This window comes from Rossellomorea sp. FM04394, assembly GCF_041889765.1.
In the GTDB taxonomy this organism is placed as follows: Bacteria; Bacillota; Bacilli; order Bacillales; family Bacillaceae_B; genus Rossellomorea; species Rossellomorea aquimaris_B.
Map to the genome: position 1 here is coordinate 2747560 of NZ_CP168654.1, position 22797 is coordinate 2770356.

Annotated in this window: 26 protein-coding genes; 1 reads left to right on the top strand and 25 read right to left on the bottom strand. The window is 40.6% G+C overall.

Features of this window, described 5'->3' with window-relative positions:
* Positions 1–106: 106 nt before the first annotated feature.
* The 16 genes from ACCB35_RS13910 to ACCB35_RS13985 form a co-directional block, all read right to left on the bottom strand.
* Positions 107–1024, bottom strand: coding sequence for a peptidoglycan DD-metalloendopeptidase family protein (locus tag ACCB35_RS13910; RefSeq protein WP_374054205.1), 918 nt, complete (start codon positions 1022–1024; stop codon positions 107–109).
* A gap of 385 nt (positions 1025–1409) precedes the next feature.
* Positions 1410–2648 (bottom strand): hypothetical protein, encoded by a 1239-nt coding sequence (locus ACCB35_RS13915; protein WP_374054206.1) that lies wholly within the window; start codon positions 2646–2648, stop codon positions 1410–1412.
* Complete coding sequence (gene sigX, locus ACCB35_RS13920) at positions 2620–3174, bottom strand: RNA polymerase sigma factor SigX (RefSeq protein WP_374054207.1); 555 nt, start codon at positions 3172–3174, stop codon at positions 2620–2622. Before sigX ends, ACCB35_RS13915 begins: the two co-directional genes overlap by 29 nt.
* A 283-nt stretch (positions 3175–3457) precedes the next feature.
* Positions 3458–5224 (bottom strand): ATP-binding protein, encoded by a 1767-nt coding sequence (locus ACCB35_RS13925; RefSeq protein WP_044340135.1) that lies wholly within the window; start codon positions 5222–5224, stop codon positions 3458–3460.
* On the bottom strand, positions 5221–5937 hold the full coding sequence (locus ACCB35_RS13930; RefSeq protein ID WP_044340134.1) for a response regulator transcription factor: 717 nt from the start codon (positions 5935–5937) through the stop codon (positions 5221–5223). Before ACCB35_RS13930 ends, ACCB35_RS13925 begins: the two co-directional genes overlap by 4 nt.
* Before the next feature lie 116 nt (positions 5938–6053).
* The gene (ccsB, locus tag ACCB35_RS13935; protein ID WP_374057025.1) at positions 6054–7229 is read right to left on the bottom strand and encodes a c-type cytochrome biogenesis protein CcsB; all 1176 of its coding nucleotides are present in this window, start codon (positions 7227–7229) and stop codon (positions 6054–6056) included.
* Entirely contained in the window at positions 7213–8880 is a 1668-nt protein-coding gene (locus tag ACCB35_RS13940; protein ID WP_374054208.1) for a cytochrome c biogenesis protein ResB, read from the bottom strand. The genes ccsB and ACCB35_RS13940 overlap by 17 nt, the downstream gene beginning before the upstream one ends.
* Before the next feature lie 34 nt (positions 8881–8914).
* Entirely contained in the window at positions 8915–9445 is a 531-nt protein-coding gene (gene resA, locus ACCB35_RS13945) for a thiol-disulfide oxidoreductase ResA (RefSeq protein ID WP_374054209.1), read from the bottom strand.
* 257 nt (positions 9446–9702) lie between these two features.
* Positions 9703–10434, bottom strand: coding sequence for a pseudouridine synthase (locus ACCB35_RS13950; RefSeq protein ID WP_374054210.1), 732 nt, complete (start codon positions 10432–10434; stop codon positions 9703–9705).
* A 147-nt stretch (positions 10435–10581) separates the two neighbouring features.
* Entirely contained in the window at positions 10582–11109 is a 528-nt protein-coding gene (locus tag ACCB35_RS13955) for a spore maturation protein (RefSeq protein WP_044340130.1), read from the bottom strand.
* Positions 11110–11703, bottom strand: coding sequence for a nucleoside recognition domain-containing protein (locus ACCB35_RS13960; protein ID WP_044340129.1), 594 nt, complete (start codon positions 11701–11703; stop codon positions 11110–11112). It lies immediately after the preceding gene.
* Positions 11696–12856: a D-alanyl-D-alanine carboxypeptidase family protein gene (locus tag ACCB35_RS13965; RefSeq protein WP_374054211.1), complete on the bottom strand. Its 1161-nt coding sequence runs from the start codon at positions 12854–12856 to the stop codon at positions 11696–11698. The genes ACCB35_RS13960 and ACCB35_RS13965 overlap by 8 nt, the downstream gene beginning before the upstream one ends.
* A gap of 149 nt (positions 12857–13005) precedes the next feature.
* Positions 13006–13497, bottom strand: a complete 492-nt coding sequence (locus tag ACCB35_RS13970) for a DUF3907 family protein (RefSeq protein WP_374054212.1) — start codon at positions 13495–13497, stop codon at positions 13006–13008.
* Positions 13498–13650, bottom strand: coding sequence for a hypothetical protein (locus tag ACCB35_RS13975; protein WP_374054213.1), 153 nt, complete (start codon positions 13648–13650; stop codon positions 13498–13500).
* 13 nt (positions 13651–13663) lie between these two features.
* Positions 13664–14257 carry an SMC-Scp complex subunit ScpB gene (scpB, locus tag ACCB35_RS13980; protein WP_374054214.1) on the bottom strand — a complete coding sequence of 198 codons (594 nt, stop codon included), beginning with the start codon at positions 14255–14257 and terminating at the stop codon, positions 13664–13666.
* The gene (locus tag ACCB35_RS13985; protein WP_374054215.1) at positions 14250–15008 is read right to left on the bottom strand and encodes a segregation/condensation protein A; all 759 of its coding nucleotides are present in this window, start codon (positions 15006–15008) and stop codon (positions 14250–14252) included. Before ACCB35_RS13985 ends, scpB begins: the two co-directional genes overlap by 8 nt.
* A 181-nt stretch (positions 15009–15189) precedes the next feature.
* Between ACCB35_RS13985 and ACCB35_RS13990 the strand changes: the two genes are divergently transcribed.
* A complete protein-coding gene (locus ACCB35_RS13990; protein WP_374054216.1) occupies positions 15190–15711 on the top strand; it encodes a DUF309 domain-containing protein in 522 nt (173 codons plus the stop codon).
* A 29-nt stretch (positions 15712–15740) separates the two neighbouring features.
* Here the strand turns inward: ACCB35_RS13990 and ACCB35_RS13995 are convergent, their stop codons facing one another.
* The 9 genes from ACCB35_RS13995 to spoIIAA all read right to left on the bottom strand — a co-directional run bounded on the left by ACCB35_RS13995 (position 15741) and on the right by spoIIAA (position 22775).
* Positions 15741–16112: a GNAT family N-acetyltransferase gene (locus ACCB35_RS13995; protein ID WP_374054217.1), complete on the bottom strand. Its 372-nt coding sequence runs from the start codon at positions 16110–16112 to the stop codon at positions 15741–15743.
* Between the two features lie 362 nt (positions 16113–16474).
* Entirely contained in the window at positions 16475–17776 is a 1302-nt protein-coding gene (gene lysA, locus ACCB35_RS14000) for a diaminopimelate decarboxylase (protein WP_374057026.1), read from the bottom strand.
* Positions 17777–17853: 77 nt separating this feature from the next.
* A complete protein-coding gene (locus tag ACCB35_RS14005; protein WP_044340122.1) occupies positions 17854–19332 on the bottom strand; it encodes a spore germination protein in 1479 nt (492 codons plus the stop codon).
* Entirely contained in the window at positions 19325–19894 is a 570-nt protein-coding gene (locus ACCB35_RS14010) for a stage V sporulation protein AE (protein WP_044340121.1), read from the bottom strand. The genes ACCB35_RS14005 and ACCB35_RS14010 overlap by 8 nt, the downstream gene beginning before the upstream one ends.
* 22 nt (positions 19895–19916) lie before the next feature.
* The gene (locus ACCB35_RS14015; RefSeq protein ID WP_374054218.1) at positions 19917–20339 is read right to left on the bottom strand and encodes a stage V sporulation protein AB; all 423 of its coding nucleotides are present in this window, start codon (positions 20337–20339) and stop codon (positions 19917–19919) included.
* Positions 20329–20949, bottom strand: a complete 621-nt coding sequence (locus ACCB35_RS14020) for a stage V sporulation protein AA (RefSeq protein WP_044340119.1) — start codon at positions 20947–20949, stop codon at positions 20329–20331. Before ACCB35_RS14020 ends, ACCB35_RS14015 begins: the two co-directional genes overlap by 11 nt.
* A gap of 253 nt (positions 20950–21202) precedes the next feature.
* A complete protein-coding gene (gene sigF / locus ACCB35_RS14025) occupies positions 21203–21967 on the bottom strand; it encodes an RNA polymerase sporulation sigma factor SigF (RefSeq protein ID WP_044340118.1) in 765 nt (254 codons plus the stop codon).
* 12 nt (positions 21968–21979) lie between these two features.
* Positions 21980–22423, bottom strand: a complete 444-nt coding sequence (gene spoIIAB / locus ACCB35_RS14030) for an anti-sigma F factor (RefSeq protein ID WP_044340117.1) — start codon at positions 22421–22423, stop codon at positions 21980–21982.
* Between the two features lies 1 nt (position 22424).
* Positions 22425–22775, bottom strand: coding sequence for an anti-sigma F factor antagonist (gene spoIIAA / locus ACCB35_RS14035; protein ID WP_044340116.1), 351 nt, complete (start codon positions 22773–22775; stop codon positions 22425–22427).
* Between the last annotated feature and the right edge of the window lie 22 nt (positions 22776–22797).

Consider the following 22797-nt stretch of genomic DNA (forward strand, 5'->3'; position numbering starts at 1 on the left):
TTTTTATACATTTCCATTATACATAAGGAGAGGGATTATGTGAAGGAAAAAGTTCGAATTCGAAATAAATGTGACAGACCTTGATTTTATCAGTCTTACCCAACTATTATTGGAGCTTTAAAACTTGTTGTGGGTAGATAGGCGTCTTAAGATCCAGCCCGTTCCAAGCCACCAATTCATTCACATCAATCCCTTGTTCAACTGAAATAGAGTATAAAGTGTCTCCTTGTTTCACTACATACTTACTCCCAGCAGCTGATTGAGGAATGGCTAAGGACTGATTAACCACTAAATTGGTATCATTTAACCCATTGGCACTTTTAATATCCTCTACAGATATATTGTACTGCTGAGAAATCCCCCAGAGGGTCTCTCCTTTATGTACGATATGATTTACCTTTCTCTCATTCGATTGATCTAATTCTCCAGAACTTACATCCTGGGTCATTTCAGGTGTTCCAGAAACACCCACTGCCTGAAAAGGATCTTTCTCATGAGCAAACACAAGCTGTCCAACTTCACCTTGTCCAAAAACCATATAGGGATCGATTGCATTCACCTTATCAATCGTCCATTCCCCCCTATGCACTTCAAAATGCAAGTGGGCTCCTGTCGACCTGCCTGTATTTCCTAAACTTCCAAGCTGTTCACCTTGAACCACCTTTTGATTTTCTTCTACAAGCCTGTTTTCAAGATGAGCATACACGGTTTCGTATCCGTTTTCGTGCCTTATAAATACCACATGACCGTAGCTTTTTGAAAGATATGATTTAGTGACTTTACCTTTAGCTACTGAATAGACAGGAGAACCAATATCTCCTCCTATGTCCATACCTTTATGTGTACCTGACCTTGTCCCATACGAGTCGGTTATCACACCTTCAACTGGAAATGTCCAGGATACCGTTTCCTCCGCAATTTCATTCATCTCTGCCTTCGCTATCTTTCCAGTAAAGAACATAATGCTCACACACAAAGCTAACAGAAATACGATCAATAACCTTCTCACATAATCCAAAATCATGCTTGTCCTCCTTAGCCATTTAACGCAATACCTTTATTTCTTCCCGACTGACGCGCCACTTCCGCTACCTTTTCATGTATTAACCCATTCTTACCTTCTCACCTTCATTTCATGCACTCCCCACTATATGTACATGCCCCATTCAATATTCATAAGAGAATGAGATAATTTTCCTTTGAGTAGTTTGTCTAAGTTTGAGATAAATATACAAGGAAAAGCGGAGCCGACTGCTTAGGCCCGACAAGCATAAGATGAATTGGTCGGGAAGGCGCTTTTTGCCTTCCTGGCCAATTTAGCTTATGACCTCGAGGGGCTAGCCGCCGGAGCCCGACATAAAAAAAAGACTGGAACGGATTCCTCTCCGCTTCCAGTCTTTCTTTGATACCTAATTTTTGAACGTTTTCTTGTTTGGGCTGATAGGAGTCTCAATGGGTTCGTTGAACATGAATCCATTCCAGCTTTCCTGTTTAATGTTTTCAAATTGAACTCTTTCGTACCCTGAGCTTTTGCTTGTCAGTAAAATGCCTTCAATCATTTCCATGGCTGTTTCATTGTCTAATGTTTCTATGTCCAGTTCATTTAAGAAATTGATGGTCAGATATTCATCTGATTCTGTCACACTGATATTGATGTTTTTCGGAATTACACTTTGGAAAAGGCTCGTTTCTGGGCTTTTCATTGCCTGAATGGACTCTTTGACATTTCCTCTATTGATATTATCCGGTACAAGGAAGCGTTCTCTACCATCGGGTGAATATAGATAATATGCCGTATGAACCTCTTCCTTTAGATTGACTTTTGAGAAATCCCCGGTAGAACTGAATTGGGGAACTGACCCATCTTGTTCTTGAAGTACGACTTCGTTTAAATCCTGATGTTGAAATGAGTAAAGCAGCGAATGATAAAATGCATATTCCACCGAACTACTTCCACTATAAGAATGATCGGCATCCAAAGTGAAAATGACTTTGCTGTCTCCAAGGGTGAAGTTTCCTTTTAGGGGAAGAAAGTCTTCCATTCCCCAGCTTCCTTCAGGTAACTCAGCTGCAATTTCTTCATGACGGGTCAACCAGCCTTCTTCCCCTTCTGCCGGAGAATCGACAATTGAAATAGGAACAGGCACCGCTTCCGGTGAAACGAGTCCATAAGAATAGTAGTCCTGCCCTTCCAAGTCTTCTTCATATAAAGATAATCTTTCTGCCGAAGTTGGTTGAAGGTCTTTTTCAGTCTCAGTCATATTAAGCCCGCTATTATCCTTTTCTTCTATCATTTTCTCTTTATCGTTATCATAGATCATATCTGATTTGTCATCTGATTTGGCCAAGGAATCTTGTACTGAATTCGTTGCTGAATCACCACCTGAAGATTCAGTTGATTTCATCTCTGATTTTTCCATACTGTTTTCATCGAATTGATTTAATACGGTTGGAGCAAGCATGACCATGATGAAGATGGCTGCCAGCGCCGCGACTGTTGGAATAAGACGGTTAACAGCAATAAACGTCTTTTTGTTCTGACGTTCTATTTTTGCATATATCGTTTGAGGAGTTCGATCATCATTGATTTGAGGAAGCTTTTTGACGAGGTCCTCTATATCACGATCTTTCCATTCTGACTGCTTCAATGTCTCTTTCCTCCTTTTGTAACCGTTGATTCATTTCAATTCTTAACCATTTAATGGCTCTATGCTGGGTCGTTTTTACTTTACTTTCCGTCCAGCCTAAAACTTCAGATGTTTCAGCAATGGAAAGTTCTTGTAAGTATCTCATAATAATAACCATTCGATAATCCGTCGAACACATTTTCAAACATTCGTACAATACTTGAATTTCTTCCTTCGCAACGGCGATTTCTTCCGGGAGTGCCACGTCGTCTGTCACATCATTCCGACTCCAATCGAACTTATCCAATATTCGATTCTTCCAATTCTTTTGTTTTCTGAAATGGTCGATGGCTACATTTTTTGCAATCGAAAAAAGCCACGTTCTTTCGGAACTTTTGCCTTCAAAACGCTCATGTGATTTAAGCACCCGGATATATACTTCCTGCACCAGATCTTCAGCCTGCTGCCTATTCTGTACCATGTATATTAGAAATTGAAATACATCTTGATGATAATCAGAGTATAATTTCTCAAAAACGGAGTCCACTTATTCCCCTCCCCGTCAATTTATTAGTCGTTATTTCTGTAAAAAAGTTACACACTATCAATATAGTATTTATCAGATAAAAAGGAAAGACTTATATTCACTGGAGTTTTCCTTCAAATAAAAAGTCAACAGGGTACTCCTCCCCCTGTTGACTTCTTCTGTCATCCCTACTTATTTTCATCACTTTTTCAACAACGTTTTCTACGAGCATCCTAAAAATAAAGAATGTTTCCCATGTAACAAGAAAAATCGTCAAGTTTCTATGGATACCATCGATTCTTGGCTAAATAGGAAGAAAGAAAGTGAAGGTTGTCCCTTGATCGACTTTACTTTGCACTTGGATATGACCTTTATGGGACTCTATGATGTTCTTAGCGATCGCTAATCCAAGACCTGTGCCCGACTTCCCTCTTGTCCTGGCTTTATCCGCTTTATAGAAGCGCTCAAATACGAAAGGAAGATCTTCTTCAGGAATTCCTGAACCTGTGTCTTTTACGTTAAACAGATAACCTCCCTTACTTTCCGTCAGGGACACGGTTACCTCTCCGTCTGTAGGGGTATGTCTTAAAGCATTATCAATAAGATTGGTTAAAACCTGTTCGATCCGGTCCGGGTCCATATGAATTTCATTTTTAATCCCTACATCACTTTCAAAGAATATAGAGACCTTTTTTTCTTTGGCCAGTCCAATAAATTTATTTGTCACTCTTTCGGTGAAAGGCATGACAGCTATTACGTCTTTATTAAGAGTGATATGTCCTGCTTCCATACGGGCCAAATCCAGAAGATCATTGACCAAACGACCCATGCGCAATGATTCATCATAAATAATTCGGGCTATTTCTTTCTTTTCTTCTTCTGTTTCAGCAATATCATCAACGATCGCTTCGCTATATCCTTGAAGCATGGAGATTGGCGTACGAAGTTCATGAGAGACATTTGCAATAAAGTCTTTCCGGAGCTTATCCAACCTTCGCTCTTCTGTCATATCGCGGACGACCGCCACTGCCCCCCGGATGTTGTTGTTGTTGTAAAGGGGACTGATAATCACCACATACGAACGTCCTTGCAGACTCAGTTCACCGGTCTGCTCCATTTCTGTCACGACCACACTCTGCAATAATTCTTTTACAGTAGTAGGGATTGCTTCTTCACTGCTTTCACTTTGTTCATAATACCAATGCTGCAGGAATCGATCCGCAGGTGGATTGGTAATTAAGATGGTGCCGTCTCGATTAAAGGTGATGACGCCATCAGCCATACTGCTTAAGATTGAGGAGAGCTGCTCTTTCTCCTGGCTCAGTGCGTTAATGTGAAACTTTAACTGCCTGCCCATCTGGTTAAATCCTGTTGCAAGTTCACCGATTTCATCCTTCGTCAAAATCGGAACCTTTGTATCAAATTTACCCTTTGCTACCTCAAAGGCTGCTTCCCGCATTTTCCTTAGAGGTGCCGTGATACGAGTGGAAAGGAAGAAAGCAAAAATGGTGGTTAAGATAATGGCAATCCCGGCAGCAAGCAAAATCAGTTTCGTTGTTTGACGGGTAGTATCTTTAATCACACCAAGAGACTGATAGAGATACACAGCTCCATCTTCTTCATCGATATGCAAAGGCGTCCCGACAATAATGACGTTTTCATATCGGTTCGAAGACAATTCTGAGGATAATTCAATCTCTTTCTTAACGGTAATTTCTTTTGTTTTCGCAGATTGAAGTTGTTCATCCTCTGAAATATAGTCGTGAATAGTCTTTTGAAATACTGTAGAATCCTGGGAATAAAGTGACTCATCTTGATCTAAGGAGATAATGATATTAACTGGATCATCAATAATTTCTTTTCCCAGCTCCATCCCCAGCTCCAGGTCTTTATGATTCTCAATGACTCTCGCCACTTTTTCTGCCGTTTGGGTTAATTCTTTTTCAACCACATCGACGTGATAGTTTTGAAAGAATTCCAGTAAAAGAATCGTAAGGATAAATAACACAAAGGAAACCAAGAGCAGAATCGTCAGCCATAGCTTTCCTACTACACTACGCCACAGCCTCATTCATTCGTTACCTCGAATTTGTAGCCTACCCCCCATACGGTGACAATCATTTTTGCAGCCATCTCAGAAACTTTATTCAGTTTTTCTCTTAATCGCTTCACATGAGTATCAACTGTGCGCAAGTCTCCGAAAAATTCGTAATGCCATACTTCCTTGAGCAGGTGTTCACGGTCAAACACTTTGTCTGGGGCTTTGGCAAGGAAATATAACAATTCGTATTCCTTCGGTGTCAGATTCACATCTTTTCCATCAGCCGTTACCCGGTGGGCATCATTATCGATGGTAAGATGAGGATACACAATCAAATCCTTCGTCTTCGCATCTGTTTGAATAAAGCTCGTCTTTGAAGAACGTCTTAATAGCGCTTTCACCCTTAGTACCACTTCGCGAGGTGAAAAAGGTTTCACTATGTAGTCGTCGGTTCCAACTTCGAACCCTTGCACCCTGTTCACTTCCTCTCCTTTAGCAGTAAGCATGATCACCGGGGTCGCCTTCTTTTCACGAAGGTGCTTACACACTTCGATCCCGTCCATACCTGGCATCATGATATCCAATAAGATACAGTCGTAATTATTTTCTAATGCCAATGCTAACGCTTCTTCACCATTTTCAGCTTCATCAATCTCATAGTTTTCTCTTTCAAGATACATTTTTAATAATCTACGAATCCGGTCTTCATCATCTACAACTAAAATTCGAATGTTTTCCTCCATGGGTAGATCCCCCTTTTGTCTAATTAAACCATATTATCCTATATTTTATATGAAAAAAGAAGCTGACTCAAAGAGAATATCACTCTCGTTGTAGTCAGCTCCCTCCCGTTCAGCACTTAAGCGTATGAATGCAGTCCTGCGATAATAAGGTTAACGGCCACAAGGTTGAACAGTATAATGGCAACCCCGATGACGGCTAACCATGCAGATTTCTCACCGTGCCAACCTTTAGAGAGGCGTAGATGCAGAAAGGCTGCATAGAATAAGAATGTTATTAATGCCCACACTTCTTTGGGATCCCAACCCCAGAATCGCGTCCAGGCAATCTGCGCCCAGATCATGGCGAAGATAAGCCCTCCCAGTGTAAAGACTGGAAAGCCGATTAATACCGAGCGGTAACCGATTTCGTCCATCAGGTCCAGATTCACATTTTTAACCAAAGGCTGTAATTTCGCAGCTATTCGCTTTCTGAAGATTAAACGCAATAGAAGATAAATTCCTGTTCCAATCAAAAATGACCAAATAACGGTATTAAGTTTCTTAGCGTTAATAAGGGCGGGCATTTCAACCAGTGGCTTCATTACGTTGTCGGTTAATAATTGGCCTTCATTGGGCCCGACAAGAGCCGGGAGTGTGTACTCAGAAATCGCTTCGGCCCCTTCTTGATTGACATATTGAAAGTTCGCTTCGTAATTCCCCAGGGTAAAGGCAGTTGATGCCACAATAAACCCTAATACGACAACTAGAGAATACATGACGGTTTCAAGCCAAAACGATTGCTTGCTCCCTTTTGTATGCTGTACTGATTTCAATAAATAGATTAACCCTGCCACAAAACTGATGGATAAAATCGCTTCTCCTGCTGAAACAGTTGTGACATGAATTTTCAACCAATCACTTTGAAGAGCAGGAATCAATGGACTAATGTCTTTAGGGAACATGCTGGCATAGGCGATCACCAATAGTGCAAACGGCAATGCAATGACACCCAGTATAGTAGTCTTATACATAAAGTAAAGAATGATAAAGGCTCCTACAAGCGTCATTCCGAAAAAGGTTGTGAATTCAAATAAATTACTTACTGGAGCGTGTCCTGCTGCTCCCCATCTTAAAAAGAAGTAACCTAATTGAGAGATAAATCCGATAAGGGTCAAAACAATTCCAATCAAGCCCCATTTTTGCTGATTCGTTTCAGTTGTGTTTTTTTGGCGGATACTACCTCCAAAAAACAACGTAGCAATCAAATACATGATGAAGGATACATAGAGTAAATTACTACTCCACTCTGCCATTGTTATCGTTGACATCCTCATTCCTCCTTACTTCGTCTTTTTGTTGTTGATCTTCAGGATCCTGAATTCCGGTACCTTCCAAAACGAAGTTGATTTCATTTTTTAATCCATGCCAGTTTTTATTCGTATGACCGGCTACGATGACTCCATCTTCAGTTCGCCTGATCCAGATTCTTCGGTGGTGCCAATAAGCTCCTTGTACGACACCTATCATAAAGATGGCTCCACCGACGGCCAATATCCAAAGAGTGAGATCCTTATGAACGGTTAAAGCAGATACATCTCTTGTCTCAACACCCGCAAATGACAATTTATATTCATTGTCACCAAGGGGTTCCAGGTTTTGCTGGATTCCTACAAAGCTCACTTCACCATCGGGTTTTTCAGGTGAGAACAATTTGAAAAGGAATGCAGGATTATTCGGTAGAGGAGACTTGGTTTGCGGCTCTCCTTGTTCATTAAATCCAGAGAAATCAGGATAATATCCCATTAACTCTACTTTATAACCTTCTTCAAATGAGTAGGTATCTTGAGGATCGAATAGATCGACGGTGAATTTGCCGAAGCTTTCCCCGGTCCCTTTATTATCAAATGTAAAGGACATTGATTTAAATTCATCCAACTTGTAGCTTGTTTGGTATACGGCAAAGTTTCCAAATTTCAAAGGGTGATTTACTCTGATTGAATCCTCTTTTTCCACTTCCCGGTCAGCCGTTTGTCCTGGAAGTTTATCTCCGGATTCTTTATAGAGTACCACGTCAGACTGGAAATTCTTTGCGATGGTCCCATTCTTATCAATGGCTTCCCCAAATACTTCTTTGTCCTTGTCTTTATCGTATGTCTCTAACGTAAACCCTTTATTTTCTAAGTAATATTCTTGTTTCGTACCTGGAACGGCTCTCGTTTCACCTTCACGGATCCACACGGTTTCATCAATATACATTCCGGGAACGAATCTTAGCATGCCCCCGAATAGAAAAATGATAAGACCGATATGATTCACATAGGGACCCCATCTGGAAAAACGATTTTTCTCTGCAAGGATGTTGCCGTCCTCTTCACGGATCTTATATTTTTTTTGTGTTAATTTTTCTTTTATTTTGCTTATAGAGTCATTGATTTCTACCATTTCTGTTTTCCCATAGATTCGTTGACGCTTCAGGAAACCAACATGTCTGGAAACGCGTTGATTCTTGAGGGCACGATAGAGGGGAATCACCCGGTCCAGACTGCAAATCACGAGTGAAACTCCAATCGATGCGATTAATAGTAGATACCACCATGAACTATATAAATCATGGAAACCTAACGTGTAATATAACTCTCCGAAAAAGCCGTATACATCTTCATAGTACTCATTTGCCGGCTGTCCATTCGGAATATATTGTTCCTGAGGCAAAATCGTGCCGACTGCAGAGGCGATAAGTGTGATGACAATTAACCATACGCCAACTTTTACAGATGAAAAGAAATTCCAAATCTTATCGACAATCGATTTATTATACGTTTGGGAACGCCTTGCACTACCTTCATAACGCATGTCATGTAGCTTCTCGTTCTTCGCTTCATCCGTTAAAGCCCGTCCACAGGATTCGCAGAGAACAGTACCATTCGGGTTTACATGACCGCATTCACATTTGATCTCTTTCATGTTAAAACTCCTTATTTCAAGTTAAACTGCTGAGCTAAGGCTTAACGCTCTCTAAATCTTCAATGATATCGTCTTCTGACATCGTACCAGTAATGATTTTTTCAATTTCACCTTGAGGGTTGATGAGGAATGTAGTCGGTAAAGGATCTATACCGTACGCGTTTTGAACTTCCTCTTCTTTGTCTACTAAAATAGGGAACTCCAACCCGTGTTTAGACACGAATCGATTGATAAGGAAATCTGATTCTCCCACATTAACAGCCAATATCTGTACACCTTGGTCTTTATATTTCTCATATTGATTGTTCATATATGGCATCTCTCTTTCACATGGTTTACACCATGTTCCCCAGAAATTCAGGAATACCCCTTGGCCCTCATAGTCGGACAAACGATGTTTATTCCCTTCCATATCTTCTAGTACAAAGTCAGGCGCTTGGTCACCCACCTTTAACTGCCCTCTTTCATCCTTCGTAAAGTTTGCATACAGGGTATATGCCACCGCAGAAGTAAGTACAATGAGAATAATTGTCCGGATGAGTAATCTGCGTTTTTTCTTATTCATGTACGTGTGCCTCCCATATTGAAATCGTTCTCAAGAATGGAAAAGTTTTTTCTCTCTTTACAGTAGCAAAGGGCCTGACATCATAAGAATTCACTTATGAGATCAGTCCCTGCCATAATGTAATATCCATTCCTTCATAATAAGCAGGGAAATGTCCCTTGGATTTCAGGGTAAAATTCCTTTCCCATTATATCATTTATCACTTTAGAGATAGTGTAAATTATATGAAGGATATGTGACACTTTCCAACCTATTCTTTATCGGATACTTCCTGTTTCAGCCAGTGTTCTCAGCTGTTTCACTTCATGTGGAGTAAGTTCTCTTCCTTCTCCTGCGTTCAAGCCATGAAGAGTCAGGAATGCGTATCTTTCCCGTTTCAGCTTTTGAACCGGATACCCAAGCGCTTCGAACATCCTGCGCACTTGACGGTTCCTGCCCTCATGAATGGTAATTTCGACGATGGATTTCCCTTGTTTCTTATCGATGCTTAACACTTTCACTTTTGCTGGAGCCGTCATGCCGTCTTCCAGTTTAATCCCTTTTTCAAGCTCTCTTATTTTAAATTTAGGCGGGATGCCTTTTAATCTTGCTACGTATGTTTTTTCAATTTCGTTACTTGGATGCATCAGGGAGTTAGCGAAGTCTCCATCATTGGTTAAAAGAAGAATACCTGACGTCTCATAGTCCAGTCTTCCTACAGGATAGATTCTTTCTTGTATTTCAGGGAAGAAGTCCGTTACAACTTGACGGTCTTTATCGTCAGTCACAGCTGAAATGACACCTCTTGGCTTGTAAAGCATATAGTATACTTTGTTTTCTCTCTCAATCTGAATTCCTGTGACTTCAACTCTATCGGAGTTAGAAACCTTTGTTCCTAATTCTTTCACTACTACACCATTGACCTTTACTTTACCTTCTATAATTAATTGCTCAGCTTTTCGTCGAGACGCTACTCCACTATGAGCAATAACCTTTTGTAATCGTTCCACGGTATTTCACCTCATTTAATTTTCAATACATTTGTCTTCATGAATTATTACATAATCCAGGCAAAATAGAAAGGTATAAAGAAAAATCGACCTATTCAGTCGACTTCTTTATACCTCATTGTTTCCTTTATTTATAGATGCCAACCCTTAAAACATGACCGTGACAATGAATATGGCAGCAACGATTCCTACGACATCTGCCAGTAATCCAACTTTAAGGGCGTCTCCCATTTTCCGGATGCCTACCGCTCCGAAGTACACGGTCAATACGTAAAGAGTCGTATCTGTACTACCCTGCAAGGTTGATGCAAGTCTGCCGATAAAGGAATCAGGCCCGTGGGTAGCGACAATATCACTCATCATACCCAGGGCAGCTGTTCCTGAAATCGGCCTGATGATGGCAAGTGGTACAATTTCAGGCGGAATACCAAGTGCAAGCAACCCAGGACGGATGAGGTTCACAAAGAACTCAAGAGCTCCCGATTCTCTAAAAATAGTAATTGCCACAAGCATTCCAATGAGAAAAGGTATGATCGATACGGCAATTTTAATTCCTTCTTTTCCCCCGTCTACAAACACTTCATACGTCGGTACCTTTTTAAGGGTGCCATAGATTAATATGAAACCAATCATAATGGGGATTAACCATAATGAAATGGTGGATATCCATTGCATTTACTTCACCTCACGACGAGTACGTCTGTAATGAAAATAACGGTCAATCAGTATGGCTCCGATGGTCGATAGCATTGTGGCAATTAAGGTCGGTCCTACAATTTCAGTTGGAGAGGCTGAATCATATTTCATACGGATCGCAATGACCGTTGTGGGAATGATGGTAAGACTTGACGTATTGATCGCTAAGAAAGTAATCATAGACCTGCTGGCATAGTCTTTTCCTCCGTTAAGCTCCTTCAATTGCTCCATTGCTTTGATCCCGAGCGGTGTTGCTGCGTTTCCAAGGCCAAACATATTGGCCATCATATTCGATAATATATATCCCATTGCAGGATGATTATCCGGCACTTCTGGAAATAACCTGGTTACAAAAGGTCTGAACAGCTTGGCCAGTTTATCCAAAAGTCCCGCTTCCTGAGCAATCCTCATGATTCCCAGCCAAAATACCAATACGCTGACTAATCCTATACAGAGAGTGACGGCTTCATTGGCAGATGTAAAAATGGCTTCGTTTACCTCTTCCATTTTCCCATTTATTATGGCGAACACTAAACCGATGATGGTCATTCCGACCCAAATGAGATTAACCATGATCCCTGACTCCTATAAAGGACTCGAAGGAGTATGCCCAAAACTTCCACCAGCTTTTTTCTTTTTCAGTCCCGCCCGTTGTTTTAAAGAAAATGGGAAGAGTGTCTACTTCTTCGCCTTCTAAATACACAACAGCCTTCCCGACTACTTCAGGTACATTTTTATTCTTTAACCAATCCTCTTTAGGCTTTAACATTTTGTACTCTACCTTCACATCATCTACTTCATCATCTTGAAGGGTTAGGACAGATTCCCGTTTAAGATAGGCATGATCTTTGTATATTTCGTCTTCCATTTTAGCAATCGTACCTTTTTCCAGGACGATTCTATAATCATATTGCTTAAACCCGTATTCAAACATTCCAATATGATCATTCCAATCATCGGGACCATTTAGTGTAACGGCAATGAGATTCTCTCCATCCTTGGAAGCTGTGGACACAAGCGTTCTTTTGGCTCGTTTTGTGTAACCCGTTTTCCCACCCGTACTGTGTTTATATAATTCTGTCAGTAATCTATTTTTGTTCTTCCACTTACGGTCCCATTTTTCTTCTGGATTTGGTGCAGTATGAACCTTGGTTCCTGCAATCTTTTTGTATAATTCGTTTTCCATTGAATATCTCGTTAGTACTGCCATATCATACGCAGTAGAATAGTGGTCCTCATGATCATCCAGACCATGGGGATTGGAAAAATGAGTATTTTCCATTCCGATTTCATTCGCCTTTTCATTCATCATATAAACAAATCCGTCCAGACTTCCTCCAACATATTCTGCGATGGCAACTGCCGCATCATTCCCGGACCTTAGCATAAGCCCGTACACCAGATCTTCCAGCTTGATCTTCTCCCCTGCTTTTAAGTAAAGGGAAGACCCCTCCGTACCCGCTGCATTCGAAGAGACCGTTACATCTTTATCCATCTTTCCGGACTCTACTGCCAGAATAGCGGTCATGATCTTTGTAATACTGGCAATTCGACTTTGACTGTGAGCATCCTTTTCATAAAGTATCCTCCCTGTCTCCTGATCCATTAAAATCGCCCGCTCTGAACTGACAGAAGGTGCCGCCTGAACTTCATTGGAAACGACTACAAACAATAAAGTTAAGATAAGGAAATAATATATGTAAAATTTCACTCTCTTACGATTCACACCCATCTACTCCTTTGGTTCTAACGTGTTTGTACAAGTTTATGCAGGACAAGGGGTAATATGAATGAAAATCCGGAAATTCCAGCACAGTACACTTCAAAGGTCCACACAAAAACACAGCTGAGTCTTTCAGCTGTGTCTCCCAAATTCTATTCTTTTGATTTCAGCCTTTGGTTTCGATACTCGATCTCGAATTCGATCAATTCCTCCCGCATGCTATGAAACTCTCCTTCCACACTTTTTAACAAGGAAGCGAAGCAGCCGGGAGGTTCTTGCCGAAACCGGATACAACTGCCCTCGGGATAAGAAATGCGACGATCTTCAAACCATAGATTATATCGCGGGGAATAATATTCTTCTATACATTTATGATAAATTTTATAAAGGATTCTTTCGGCAGCACCCTTTTGAAAAGGTTCATTTTGAACAATCATTCCACAGGCATCCAGTCCTTCTTCACAGTAGACAAGAAGTCTTCTTAAATTTGAAAGCAGCCCTTCGTAATAAGCTTTATCTCCATATTTTTCCTCCAACAGACCTTGAATGGTAACGGTATTTATATAGCTTTCAAATTGAATAATCGTATTTTCAAGAAAGGATTGTATGTCAAGCACCTGAGTTTTCACCATGAAATCGTTCATCTATTCCCCTCCATATTTCTCCACCCAGTTCCATTTTATCAGTTGAATGCGAAGAAAATTCTCTTCCGTTCGAATTTTCAGCACGAAAGACCCATAAAAATAGGCAGGACCTCCTGTCATATAGCCGGGTTCCTGCCTATTCACTCTATTCACGTATGATTTTACCCTATTCTTTCGAATCCATCGTTTCCTGAAATTTCTCAAAGAATAAGTCCGCTTCATCCTGCATGAATTCATCCTCTATATTTTCAGGCAAGGGTGGAAGTTCATCTATTCTCTTTAGTCCGAAATAGTCCAGAAATTCTTTCGTCGTTCCAAACAGATAGGCCCGACCCGTCCCTTCTGCCCTGCCGACTTCCTTGACCAGCCCTTTTGACGTCAGGGTCTGAATGGGACGCTCGGTTTTAACACCTCTGATTTGTTCAATCTCCATCCTGGTGATCGGCTGCTTATAAGCAACAATAGCCAGTGTTTCAAGAGCTGCTTGAGATAAGAAGCTTACATTTGGTGACTCGACCAATTTCTTCAAATAATCGGCGTTGCTTTTTTTTGTCACTAATTGAAAGGTATCAGCTATATCAATCATATAAATTCCCCGATTGACATCCTTTTCATAATCCAGCTTTAACTCTTCAATCACTGCCATCGCTTCCTGCTCTCCGATCTCCAGAACGGAACAGACTTGCTTAAGTGAAAGACCTTCATCTCCTGCTGCAAACAATAAGCTTTCCAAAATCCCTTTCCAATTACCGCTATTCAACAAGCACTACCTCCTCTCCTGCTTCAACAAATATTTCTGTGAAGTTATTTTCTTGGTTGACAATGATTTGCTTCCTCTTCATTAATTCCAGCACAGCAAGGAAAGTAACGACAAGATGTTCTTTATTATCAGTTGGGAAAAGACTCGTAAATGATGTACGCTCTTTGATATTTCGTAAACTATGAAGAATGTCATTCATTCTTTTCTCAATGGATATTTCCTGTCTGGTAATTCTGGTTTGAACGGGTTTTTGCAACTTCTTGCGCCTCAATAATTTATGAAAAGCTCCTAACATATCATATAAAGACACTTGGACTTCACTATTCTTCAAATCCACTTCTTCCGTGAATTCCGAAAGATCACTTGGGGGCTTTGTATACACTTGTCCCCGTTCTTCCTCACGATGCTTCAGCTCATTTGCCGCTTCTTTGAATTTACGATACTCGATCAATCGCTCAACTAGTTCGTCACGTGGATCTTCTTCTTCAAATTCAATTTCATCGTTTAGGAGACCTTCATCATGTTTGGGTAGCAGCATTTTACTTTTAATGGCTAATAATGTCGCAGCCATCACTAAGTATTCACTGGCAACATCAAGCTGCAAATTCTTCATCGTCTGTACATATAACATATATTGCTCAGTAATTTGAGCCATAGGAATATCATATATATCAATTTCCAACGAGTTAATCAGATGCAAAAGAAGATCTAATGGACCTTCAAAAGCGTCAATTTTCACATTGTATTCCACTTTATCACCAAATTTCTAATTACAGTCATTCCTGATAGCTACTTAATAGTATAGTAGATTGACCACTAATCTCCAATAGAAAGTTTTTGTATAGGATGGTTGTACCTGTCGTTTTAGCAAAGGTATAGAATGTGCTACACTTTAAATATTCAGACACTCAAAATATGAAAGGAGGTATCACATGGCATATCCTAAACCTTATTTAGAATTCTTAATGTATTTCCACGGAAATCGTGATTACTTCGAATGTCATGAAGTGTTAGAAGAATATTGGAAAGAAGTGGACCCCAAGAACCGTTCTTCCCACTGGGTAGGTTTAATCCAGATAGCTGTAGGTTTTTACCATTACAGAAGAGGTAATCTTTCCGGGGCAGCCCGAACATTTAAGAAAGCCATCCAAAACATTGAGATGAATCAGGAACAACTCACTCAATTAGGGATACATGCAGCTGAACTCCAGAACATGCTGGTTGATATCAGTCATGAACTAAGCATGAATCAGCCCTATAAAAGCATAAATATTCCCGTTATGGAGGCTTCCCTTATTAAGCAAGTTCAATCACTATGTGAAGAAAATGGGTACTCATGGTGTTCTCCAAGTGATTTAACGAATAATGAGCTCATTCACCGCCATTCCCTACGTGACCGTACAGAAGTCATTTTGGAGCGGCAAAATGCATTAAAACGAAAAAAAAGAGGCTGACCACCTGCGAATCCTGGTGGCCCTCCTCTTTATTGTTCCTCGTCCTTTACTTCTTCTTCAATCTCATCACACTTTTCAAAAAATGAAGCAGTGTCTGAATTCGGCTTCACTACATACTCTGAATGCATGTCTCTAAGCTGCTTCACCATTGATTTCCCAATTCCTTCATGGCGATGGGATGGGTTTACGGATATATGCTGAATCTCTAATGTGGTATCTGTCTTCAAGACTCCAATCAAGCCTACTATGTCCTCTTCTTTCCATAAAAAGAGCTGCCAATTGTCTTCAGTTTCGTAATGCTTCATCGTCTGTTGAAGCTTTTTCAAATCCTTTTCATTTGGCATGAAAGATAATAATCCCATTGCGATCTTTTCAAACGCCTTTTTATACCGAATTAACATATTTACCCCTCGTTATGTTTTATGCCTAATCTATTTATTTCCTATTTTAGACAAAAACTAGAAATTTAATTGATATGAATGTTTATTTATCTTACTAAATTTACTTTTATTAATCAACTTTAACCAATCAATTTCCAGCCAGGAACATCCAGTAGATGACTCCCCACACGATGCCGGCTACTAATAAAAACAAAAACAATCTCCTATTGCTGATCTTCATAAATGACTCCTTTGTCTATACTATATTCACCTTTATATATCATTGTTATTGTATAGTAAAATCATTATTTGTTAAAGTATGTTATTCAGTATAAAAAAAAGTAGTCTTTAAGTACGATATACTTAAAGACTACTTTTCCGGCTTATTTAAACATTACATCAAGTGAAATCATATCCTCATACGTCTCTCTTTGCACTGCTAACCTCGCTTCTCCATTCTCCACAAACACGACAGCCGGACGGGGAATACGATTATAGTTATTCGCCATCGAATATCCATATGCACCTGTACAGAACACGGCAAGAATGTCACCAGCTTCCGATTCCGGAAGGGGTAAATCCCAGATCAACATATCTCCTGATTCACAGCACTTTCCAGCGATCGATACAGTTTCTTCCGGGTTTTGATCTGCTTTATTCGCAATCAGGGCTTCATATTTTGCCTTATAGAGAGCGGGTCTGATATTGTCACTCATTCCTCCATCAATCGCTAAGTACTTTCGGATGTTTGGCACTTCTTTTCGTGAGCCCAATTTATAAAGGCTGGTGCCTGCATCACCCACAAGGGAACGACCTGGTTCGATCCAGATTTGCGGCATCTCGAGATTGTACCTTACAACTTCCTGTTTTACTGCAGAAATCATTTCCTTCACATATAGAGCAGGCGGGAGCGGGTCATCATCCTTCGTATAACGGATACCAAATCCACCGCCTAAATTGATTACTTTAGGGTCAAAATCATAGTGTGTTCTCCACTCAGCTACCTTCTCAATAATTTTCTTGGCAGCAAGAATGAAGCCTGTTGTTTCGAATATTTGTGATCCAATATGACAATGCAACCCCAATAATTCAATCCCCTCGTGGCTCATCGCCTTTTTCATAGCTTCCTCGGCTTGACCATTCCCCAAATCGAATCCGAATTTGGAGTCCTCTTGTCCTGTTAAAATATAATCATGAGTATGGGCTTCAACCCCAGGCGTCACTCTTAACAAAACCTTTGTCATTTGTTCAGTTGAGAGTGAAATCTCATTCACAAGTTCCAATTCGTAAAAATTATCAACCACAATACAACCTATTTCGTTTTTAATGGCCATCATCAGTTCTTCCCTGGACTTATTGTTCCCATTAAAATGGATGCGATCAGGAGGAAATTCTGCCTTTAACGCAGTGTATAACTCCCCTCCTGAAACCACATCCAGTGATAATCCCTCTTCTTTCATTAATTGAAAGACCGCGATACATGAAAATGCCTTACTGGCGTAGGCAACCTCTGCCTTCACTCCAAGGGAATCAAACGTCTCTTTAAATCCTCTTGCCCGTTCTCTGATAAGTGCTAAGTCATAAACGTAAAGGGGAGTACCATATTGTTCTGCTAACTTTGTGGTACTCACCCCGCCAATAGTAAGTTGACCGTTTTGTATTTCTGCTGATCCATGAAGATGCATGAAACGTCTCATTCCCCTCTTTAATGCTCTACTAATTAAACGTAATTTACCACAGAATGAGAGTTGTTGCAATATTTCTAAGATTTCGCAGGTTGTTTATACTTATTTCTCGGTTGCACAATGCTGGGTCTGATTTTTGCTCCCGGCATAGAGCGGCGAATCAGGATTTGCATGAATGCTTTAGGACTGAATGGCATTAACGGCCATAGATATGGTGTATTCAACGATTTTATATTTGTAACGAATAAGATATAAAGGGTTGTACCCACCATCAGTCCAGGTATATGGAAGAAGGCAACTGCGATTAGAAGGAACAGTCTGGCCATCTTGTTCGCAGCACTCAGTTCATAACTTGGTGTAGCAAACGTACCAATCGATGCCACGGCTACATACAGAATGACTTCAGGTTGAAAAAGCCCTACATCAATGGCTATTTGTCCTATTAAGACAGCCGCTATCAGACCCATTGCAGTGGATAATGGGGTCGGGGTATGAATGGCTGCCACCCTGAACATTTCAACCCCGAAATCGGCTATGAACAACTGAACAATAACGGGAATATTCGTCTGTTCATTTGGTCCTACGAATTTAATAACCTCAGGCAAGAGGGATGGATCCAACACAAATAAATACCATAGCGGGAGTAAAAATAGCGAGGCTAATATCCCAAGGAATCTAGTCCATCTGACAAAGGTCCCGACAGCCGGTGACTGTCTATATTCCTCCGCATGCTGAAGGTGATGGAAATATGTCGTTGGTGTAATGATGACACTTGGTGAAGTATCTACAAAAATAAGAACATGTCCCTCTAATAAGTGAGTGGCTGCGACGTCTGCTCTTTCTGTGTATCGAACAAGAGGATATGGATTATATCCTTGCTTCACAAGGAACTCTTCAACCGTTTTATCCGCCATCGTCAATCCGTCGATCTTAATACTTTTCAATTCTTTCTTGATGACTTCAATTAAGCTCGGATTTGCAACATCATTTATATAGGCAATGGAAATGTCAGTTTTAGATCGTTCTCCGATACGAAATATTTCAAACCTCAATCGTGGATCCCGAATTCTTCGTCTTGTTAAAGCGGTATTAACGATAATATTCTCTACATATCCATCCCGGGAACCACGTACTACCTTTTCAGTATCAGGTTCCGAAGGCTGTCGCCCAGGATAGCTGCGTACATCAACAATGATTGCGTCTTGATAGCCTTCGACAAAGACTGCTATTAATCCTGATAGCACTTCATCAACTGCCTCTTCGATCGTTTTTACAGGCTCAACCGATTGATGAACAAGGCGATTATGTACAATTTCATATAATCGGCTCGTTGCACGCTCATGATCATTGATTTCTACAAGTTCCTCCACGATTTGAATAATATAGGAAGCATCAGTCAACCCGTTTATATAGTAGATGTGGACTCCTTTTTTCAAAATCATGAGTTTACGTACACCTAAATCAAAGCTTTTGTTTAATCCTACATGATTCTTCATGTACTCTTCTATAACACCTAAGTCTTTTGATATGGGTGTTTCTTTCGTTTTCTCAGGCATGATATCCGCTCCTTTCCAAGATGATTTCAACAGCCTTTTTCGTAATGGGTGAGCCTTGTGAGTAGTGATCCCTTTTAGCCATTTTGCCAATATCACCAATTCCGACAATGACGGGAACATCCAGCTCATCAAGGCAATAAACCGTATCACCCGTTAACCTTCCCAAGTCCATTTCGGGTACACCAAATTTATCTACCCCATATGGAGTTAGTTCACCAAATTTATCAATGCACACATCCACTCTTGTCCATTCAGCCTGCCTGGTTTTACTTGCTACCGCAATGATTCCGAGGACCTCTATGCCAGGGTGGTTCGCAACATGCTTAAGAGCCCTTTCCCCTGCACCTTCTCCAATAAATCCACTATCATCAAACATCACAAAGACGGGGTCATTCTTTGCACTTCTGATTAATTTCACAATCTCTGGCCCTGATAATACAGAAGGATTTCCTTTTGAGCTCGAGATACATCGGCCACCATACTCTTTGGCAACGCACTCGATTGCCCGCTTCGCATATTCATCTCCGTCTGTAATCAGGATCACTTTTCGTTTGTCATCCATATGAACCCCTGCCTCTTGCTGTTTATTGATGAACCAAGTAGAGCCAATGAAAAAGTGAGCCGGCAATTTTCCCAAACACAATCGCCATAATGAGAATGACGATTTGACCTTCGATCCCAATCCGCTTCGCCAAGATCGGGAAAACATTCAATACCTCTGTTAATGCAGCCGCCAATAGCCCTATGAACACTCCGCTGGCTAAACCGATGGGCAAAAGAACGAATGGGGAAAAATGCAACGTATAATTATTTAAGCTGACAAATCCTCCAGCCAGTGCTCCAATAATGACAGCCAGTTCATAGTGATGAATCATTTTCATTGTTTTTGTTAATTGAGTCAACCTTGGGATGATTCCTAATACGGTTAAAAATGCTACAAAACCGGAACCAACGGCCAGTCCACCAGCAAAACCAATAAATACTGTGATCAATACACTAATGGTCATCTAATTTTTTCTGACTTTCTTTATTCTCATGCATGATGACATACTGATCTAAATCCTGCTGGTAATTAAACATTTCAACTTCTAGTGGACTCGGCTCTTCATTAAGTCTCTTTCTGAACACATGGTTGAAAAATAAGATCATCCCAAGACCTAAACCGAATGAATAGGGAACTTGGAACAATAGAGGATGAGGATCCTCTTCACCTGTCACGAAATGATACAGCCTTTGATGAACTTCCCTCATGCTTACATCTTCATGGAAATTCATAATTGCCAGGGCCGCACCGATGAATAATAGTAACCAAACGCCAATGAAGAGAGGAAGAGAGATTTTCTTTTTCTCATAGATCACTTCAATAATACTTTGTGTGGGTCCTATCGTTTGAATATCAAGATCCGAGAAGTTTTTGCATATGTCCCTTATCACCGTCATCACATCGACCACAATGATATTTTTATCAGATGGAGTCACTTGATGGATCGGGATTTGTCTTAATTCTTCTAAAATATTTTCAGGTGCTATGATTTGAGCAAGCTGACCAAGCTTGACCATACTCTCTTCCCTTACCTGCACTCGATGACGTAAGCGTATATACAGAATACCTTCCATGCAGTTCACTTCCTGAAAACATGATTTTCCCTTCGTACCAATAGTATGGATTAACGGAAATAATTTATGTAATGTCTGGATGTGGCCGATAAGAATGATGGGGGAGTAAATGCGGTGTTATATAGTATTTGAGGGATCTAAGGTATTGAAAATGGCAACAATTTCACAGGAAGAAGAAGGTGGGGTCAGTAAATAAACTGAAAATAACCTTATCGTTTCAAAATGGTTCTTTGAAACGATAAGGTTATTTTGCCTAAGATTCTGTATGCATATGATCTTTCATTGTTTGTAATATTTTCTTCTCGAGCCTCGATACCTGGACCTGGGATATACCGAGTCGATCTGCTACTTCCGATTGGGTTTGGTCTTTGTAATACCTTAAATACACAATCAGCCGTTCCCGATCATCCAATTCCCGGATGGCTTCTTTTAAGGCTATTTTGTCAAACCATTTGTTATCGGTATTGTCGGCAATCTGATCCAATAGAGTAATGGGATCTCCGTCATTTTCATATACGGTTTCATGAATGGAAGATGGAGCCCTGCTCGCTTCCTGAGCCATGATCACTTCTTCTACCGAATACTCGAGATGCTCGGCAAGCTCACTCACCGTAGGAACCCTCCCAAATTTCTTGGAAAGTTCATCCTTGGCTTTACGGATTTTGTTTCCCATTTCCTTCAGGGAACGACTTACCTTTACCGTTCCATCATCCCGGATGAACCGCTGGATTTCCCCGATGATCATCGGAACAGCATAAGTCGAAAACTTGACGTCGTAGCTTAAATCAAACTTATCCACTGATTTCAGCAATCCGATACTGCCTATTTGAAAGAGGTCATCAGGTTCATATCCCCTATTGAGGAACCGTTGGACGACAGACCAAACCAGGCGCATGTTTTTTTGGACAATTAAGTCCCTGGCACTTTGGTCACCGTCCTGACTCTGCTTTATGAGTTCTTTCACCTCATGATCCTTCAAGAAGGTCTGTTCCTTTTCATTTTTAACTTCGACATCCATGGGCACGACTCCTTAATTGCATAGCGCTTTACTATTGGTCAAGTGCTTCTTTAGTCTTACCGTGGTGCCTGTACCTGGGTGTGATGACACTTCTATTTCATCCATGAAATTCTCCATAATGGTAAAGCCCATTCCTGAACGCTCAAGCTCTGGTTTGGATGTGAACAATGGTTGGCGGGCTTCCTCTACGTCTCCAATCCCTATTCCCTCATCACGAATGGTCATATCAATGAAGCCATCCTCTTCCATAATGACAGATATATAAACGGTACCATTGGGTCTATTTTCATATCCGTGGATGATGGCATTCGTCACAGCTTCAGATACGACTGTCTTGATTTCGGTCAACTCATCCATCGTCGGATCTAACTGCGCAATAAACGAAGCAACGGTTACTCTGGCAAAGGATTCATTTTGGCTTAAAGAACTGAATTGAATGTTCATTTCATTTCTCATGTTATGCGACCCCCAATCTTTGTAATGCGTTTTCTTCAGACGGCTCAAGACGGATAATCTTAAACAACCCTGACATTTCAAATAATCGGTTTACAGAAGGGGAAATCGCACACACAACCATTTCTCCGTGCTTTTGTTTGATCTGCTTGTATCGGCCTAAAATCACACCTAAACCTGAACTATCCATAAAGCTTAATTCCTCTAAATTCAAAATGATATGCTTCACATTTTCACTTTCAATCAGATTCGAAGCTTTTTCCCTGAGCTCATCAGCAGTATGGTGATCCAACTCACCACTTAAACGGACACACAAAACATCTTTTTTGACTTCTAAGTTAATAGCAAGACTCACTATCAGAAAGCCTCCTTCTCTG

What these genes read in the sequence shown, in the direction of transcription:
- ACCB35_RS13910 (WP_374054205.1), bottom strand. Translation starts at nt 1,024, where the DNA reads ATGATTTTGGATTATGTGAGAAGGTTATTGATCGTATTTCTGTTAGCT.
- ACCB35_RS13925 (WP_044340135.1), bottom strand. Translation starts at nt 5,224, where the DNA reads ATGAGGCTGTGGCGTAGTGTAGTAGGAAAGCTATGGCTGACGATTCTG.
- ACCB35_RS13930 (WP_044340134.1), bottom strand. Translation starts at nt 5,937, where the DNA reads ATGGAGGAAAACATTCGAATTTTAGTTGTAGATGATGAAGACCGGATT.
- ccsB (WP_374057025.1), bottom strand. Translation starts at nt 7,229, where the DNA reads ATGGCAGAGTGGAGTAGTAATTTACTCTATGTATCCTTCATCATGTAT.
- ACCB35_RS13940 (WP_374054208.1), bottom strand. Translation starts at nt 8,880, where the DNA reads ATGAAAGAGATCAAATGTGAATGCGGTCATGTAAACCCGAATGGTACT.
- resA (WP_374054209.1), bottom strand. Translation starts at nt 9,445, where the DNA reads ATGAATAAGAAAAAACGCAGATTACTCATCCGGACAATTATTCTCATT.
- ACCB35_RS13955 (WP_044340130.1), bottom strand. Translation starts at nt 11,109, where the DNA reads ATGCAATGGATATCCACCATTTCATTATGGTTAATCCCCATTATGATT.
- ACCB35_RS13960 (WP_044340129.1), bottom strand. Translation starts at nt 11,703, where the DNA reads ATGGTTAATCTCATTTGGGTCGGAATGACCATCATCGGTTTAGTGTTC.
- ACCB35_RS13970 (WP_374054212.1), bottom strand. Translation starts at nt 13,497, where the DNA reads ATGAACGATTTCATGGTGAAAACTCAGGTGCTTGACATACAATCCTTT.
- ACCB35_RS13990 (WP_374054216.1), top strand. Translation starts at nt 15,190, where the DNA reads ATGGCATATCCTAAACCTTATTTAGAATTCTTAATGTATTTCCACGGA.
- ACCB35_RS13995 (WP_374054217.1), bottom strand. Translation starts at nt 16,112, where the DNA reads ATGTTAATTCGGTATAAAAAGGCGTTTGAAAAGATCGCAATGGGATTA.
- lysA (WP_374057026.1), bottom strand. Translation starts at nt 17,776, where the DNA reads ATGCATCTTCATGGATCAGCAGAAATACAAAACGGTCAACTTACTATT.
- ACCB35_RS14005 (WP_044340122.1), bottom strand. Translation starts at nt 19,332, where the DNA reads ATGCCTGAGAAAACGAAAGAAACACCCATATCAAAAGACTTAGGTGTT.
- ACCB35_RS14010 (WP_044340121.1), bottom strand. Translation starts at nt 19,894, where the DNA reads ATGGATGACAAACGAAAAGTGATCCTGATTACAGACGGAGATGAATAT.
- ACCB35_RS14015 (WP_374054218.1), bottom strand. Translation starts at nt 20,339, where the DNA reads ATGACCATTAGTGTATTGATCACAGTATTTATTGGTTTTGCTGGTGGA.
- ACCB35_RS14020 (WP_044340119.1), bottom strand. Translation starts at nt 20,949, where the DNA reads ATGGAAGGTATTCTGTATATACGCTTACGTCATCGAGTGCAGGTAAGG.
- sigF (WP_044340118.1), bottom strand. Translation starts at nt 21,967, where the DNA reads ATGGATGTCGAAGTTAAAAATGAAAAGGAACAGACCTTCTTGAAGGAT.
- spoIIAB (WP_044340117.1), bottom strand. Translation starts at nt 22,423, where the DNA reads ATGAGAAATGAAATGAACATTCAATTCAGTTCTTTAAGCCAAAATGAA.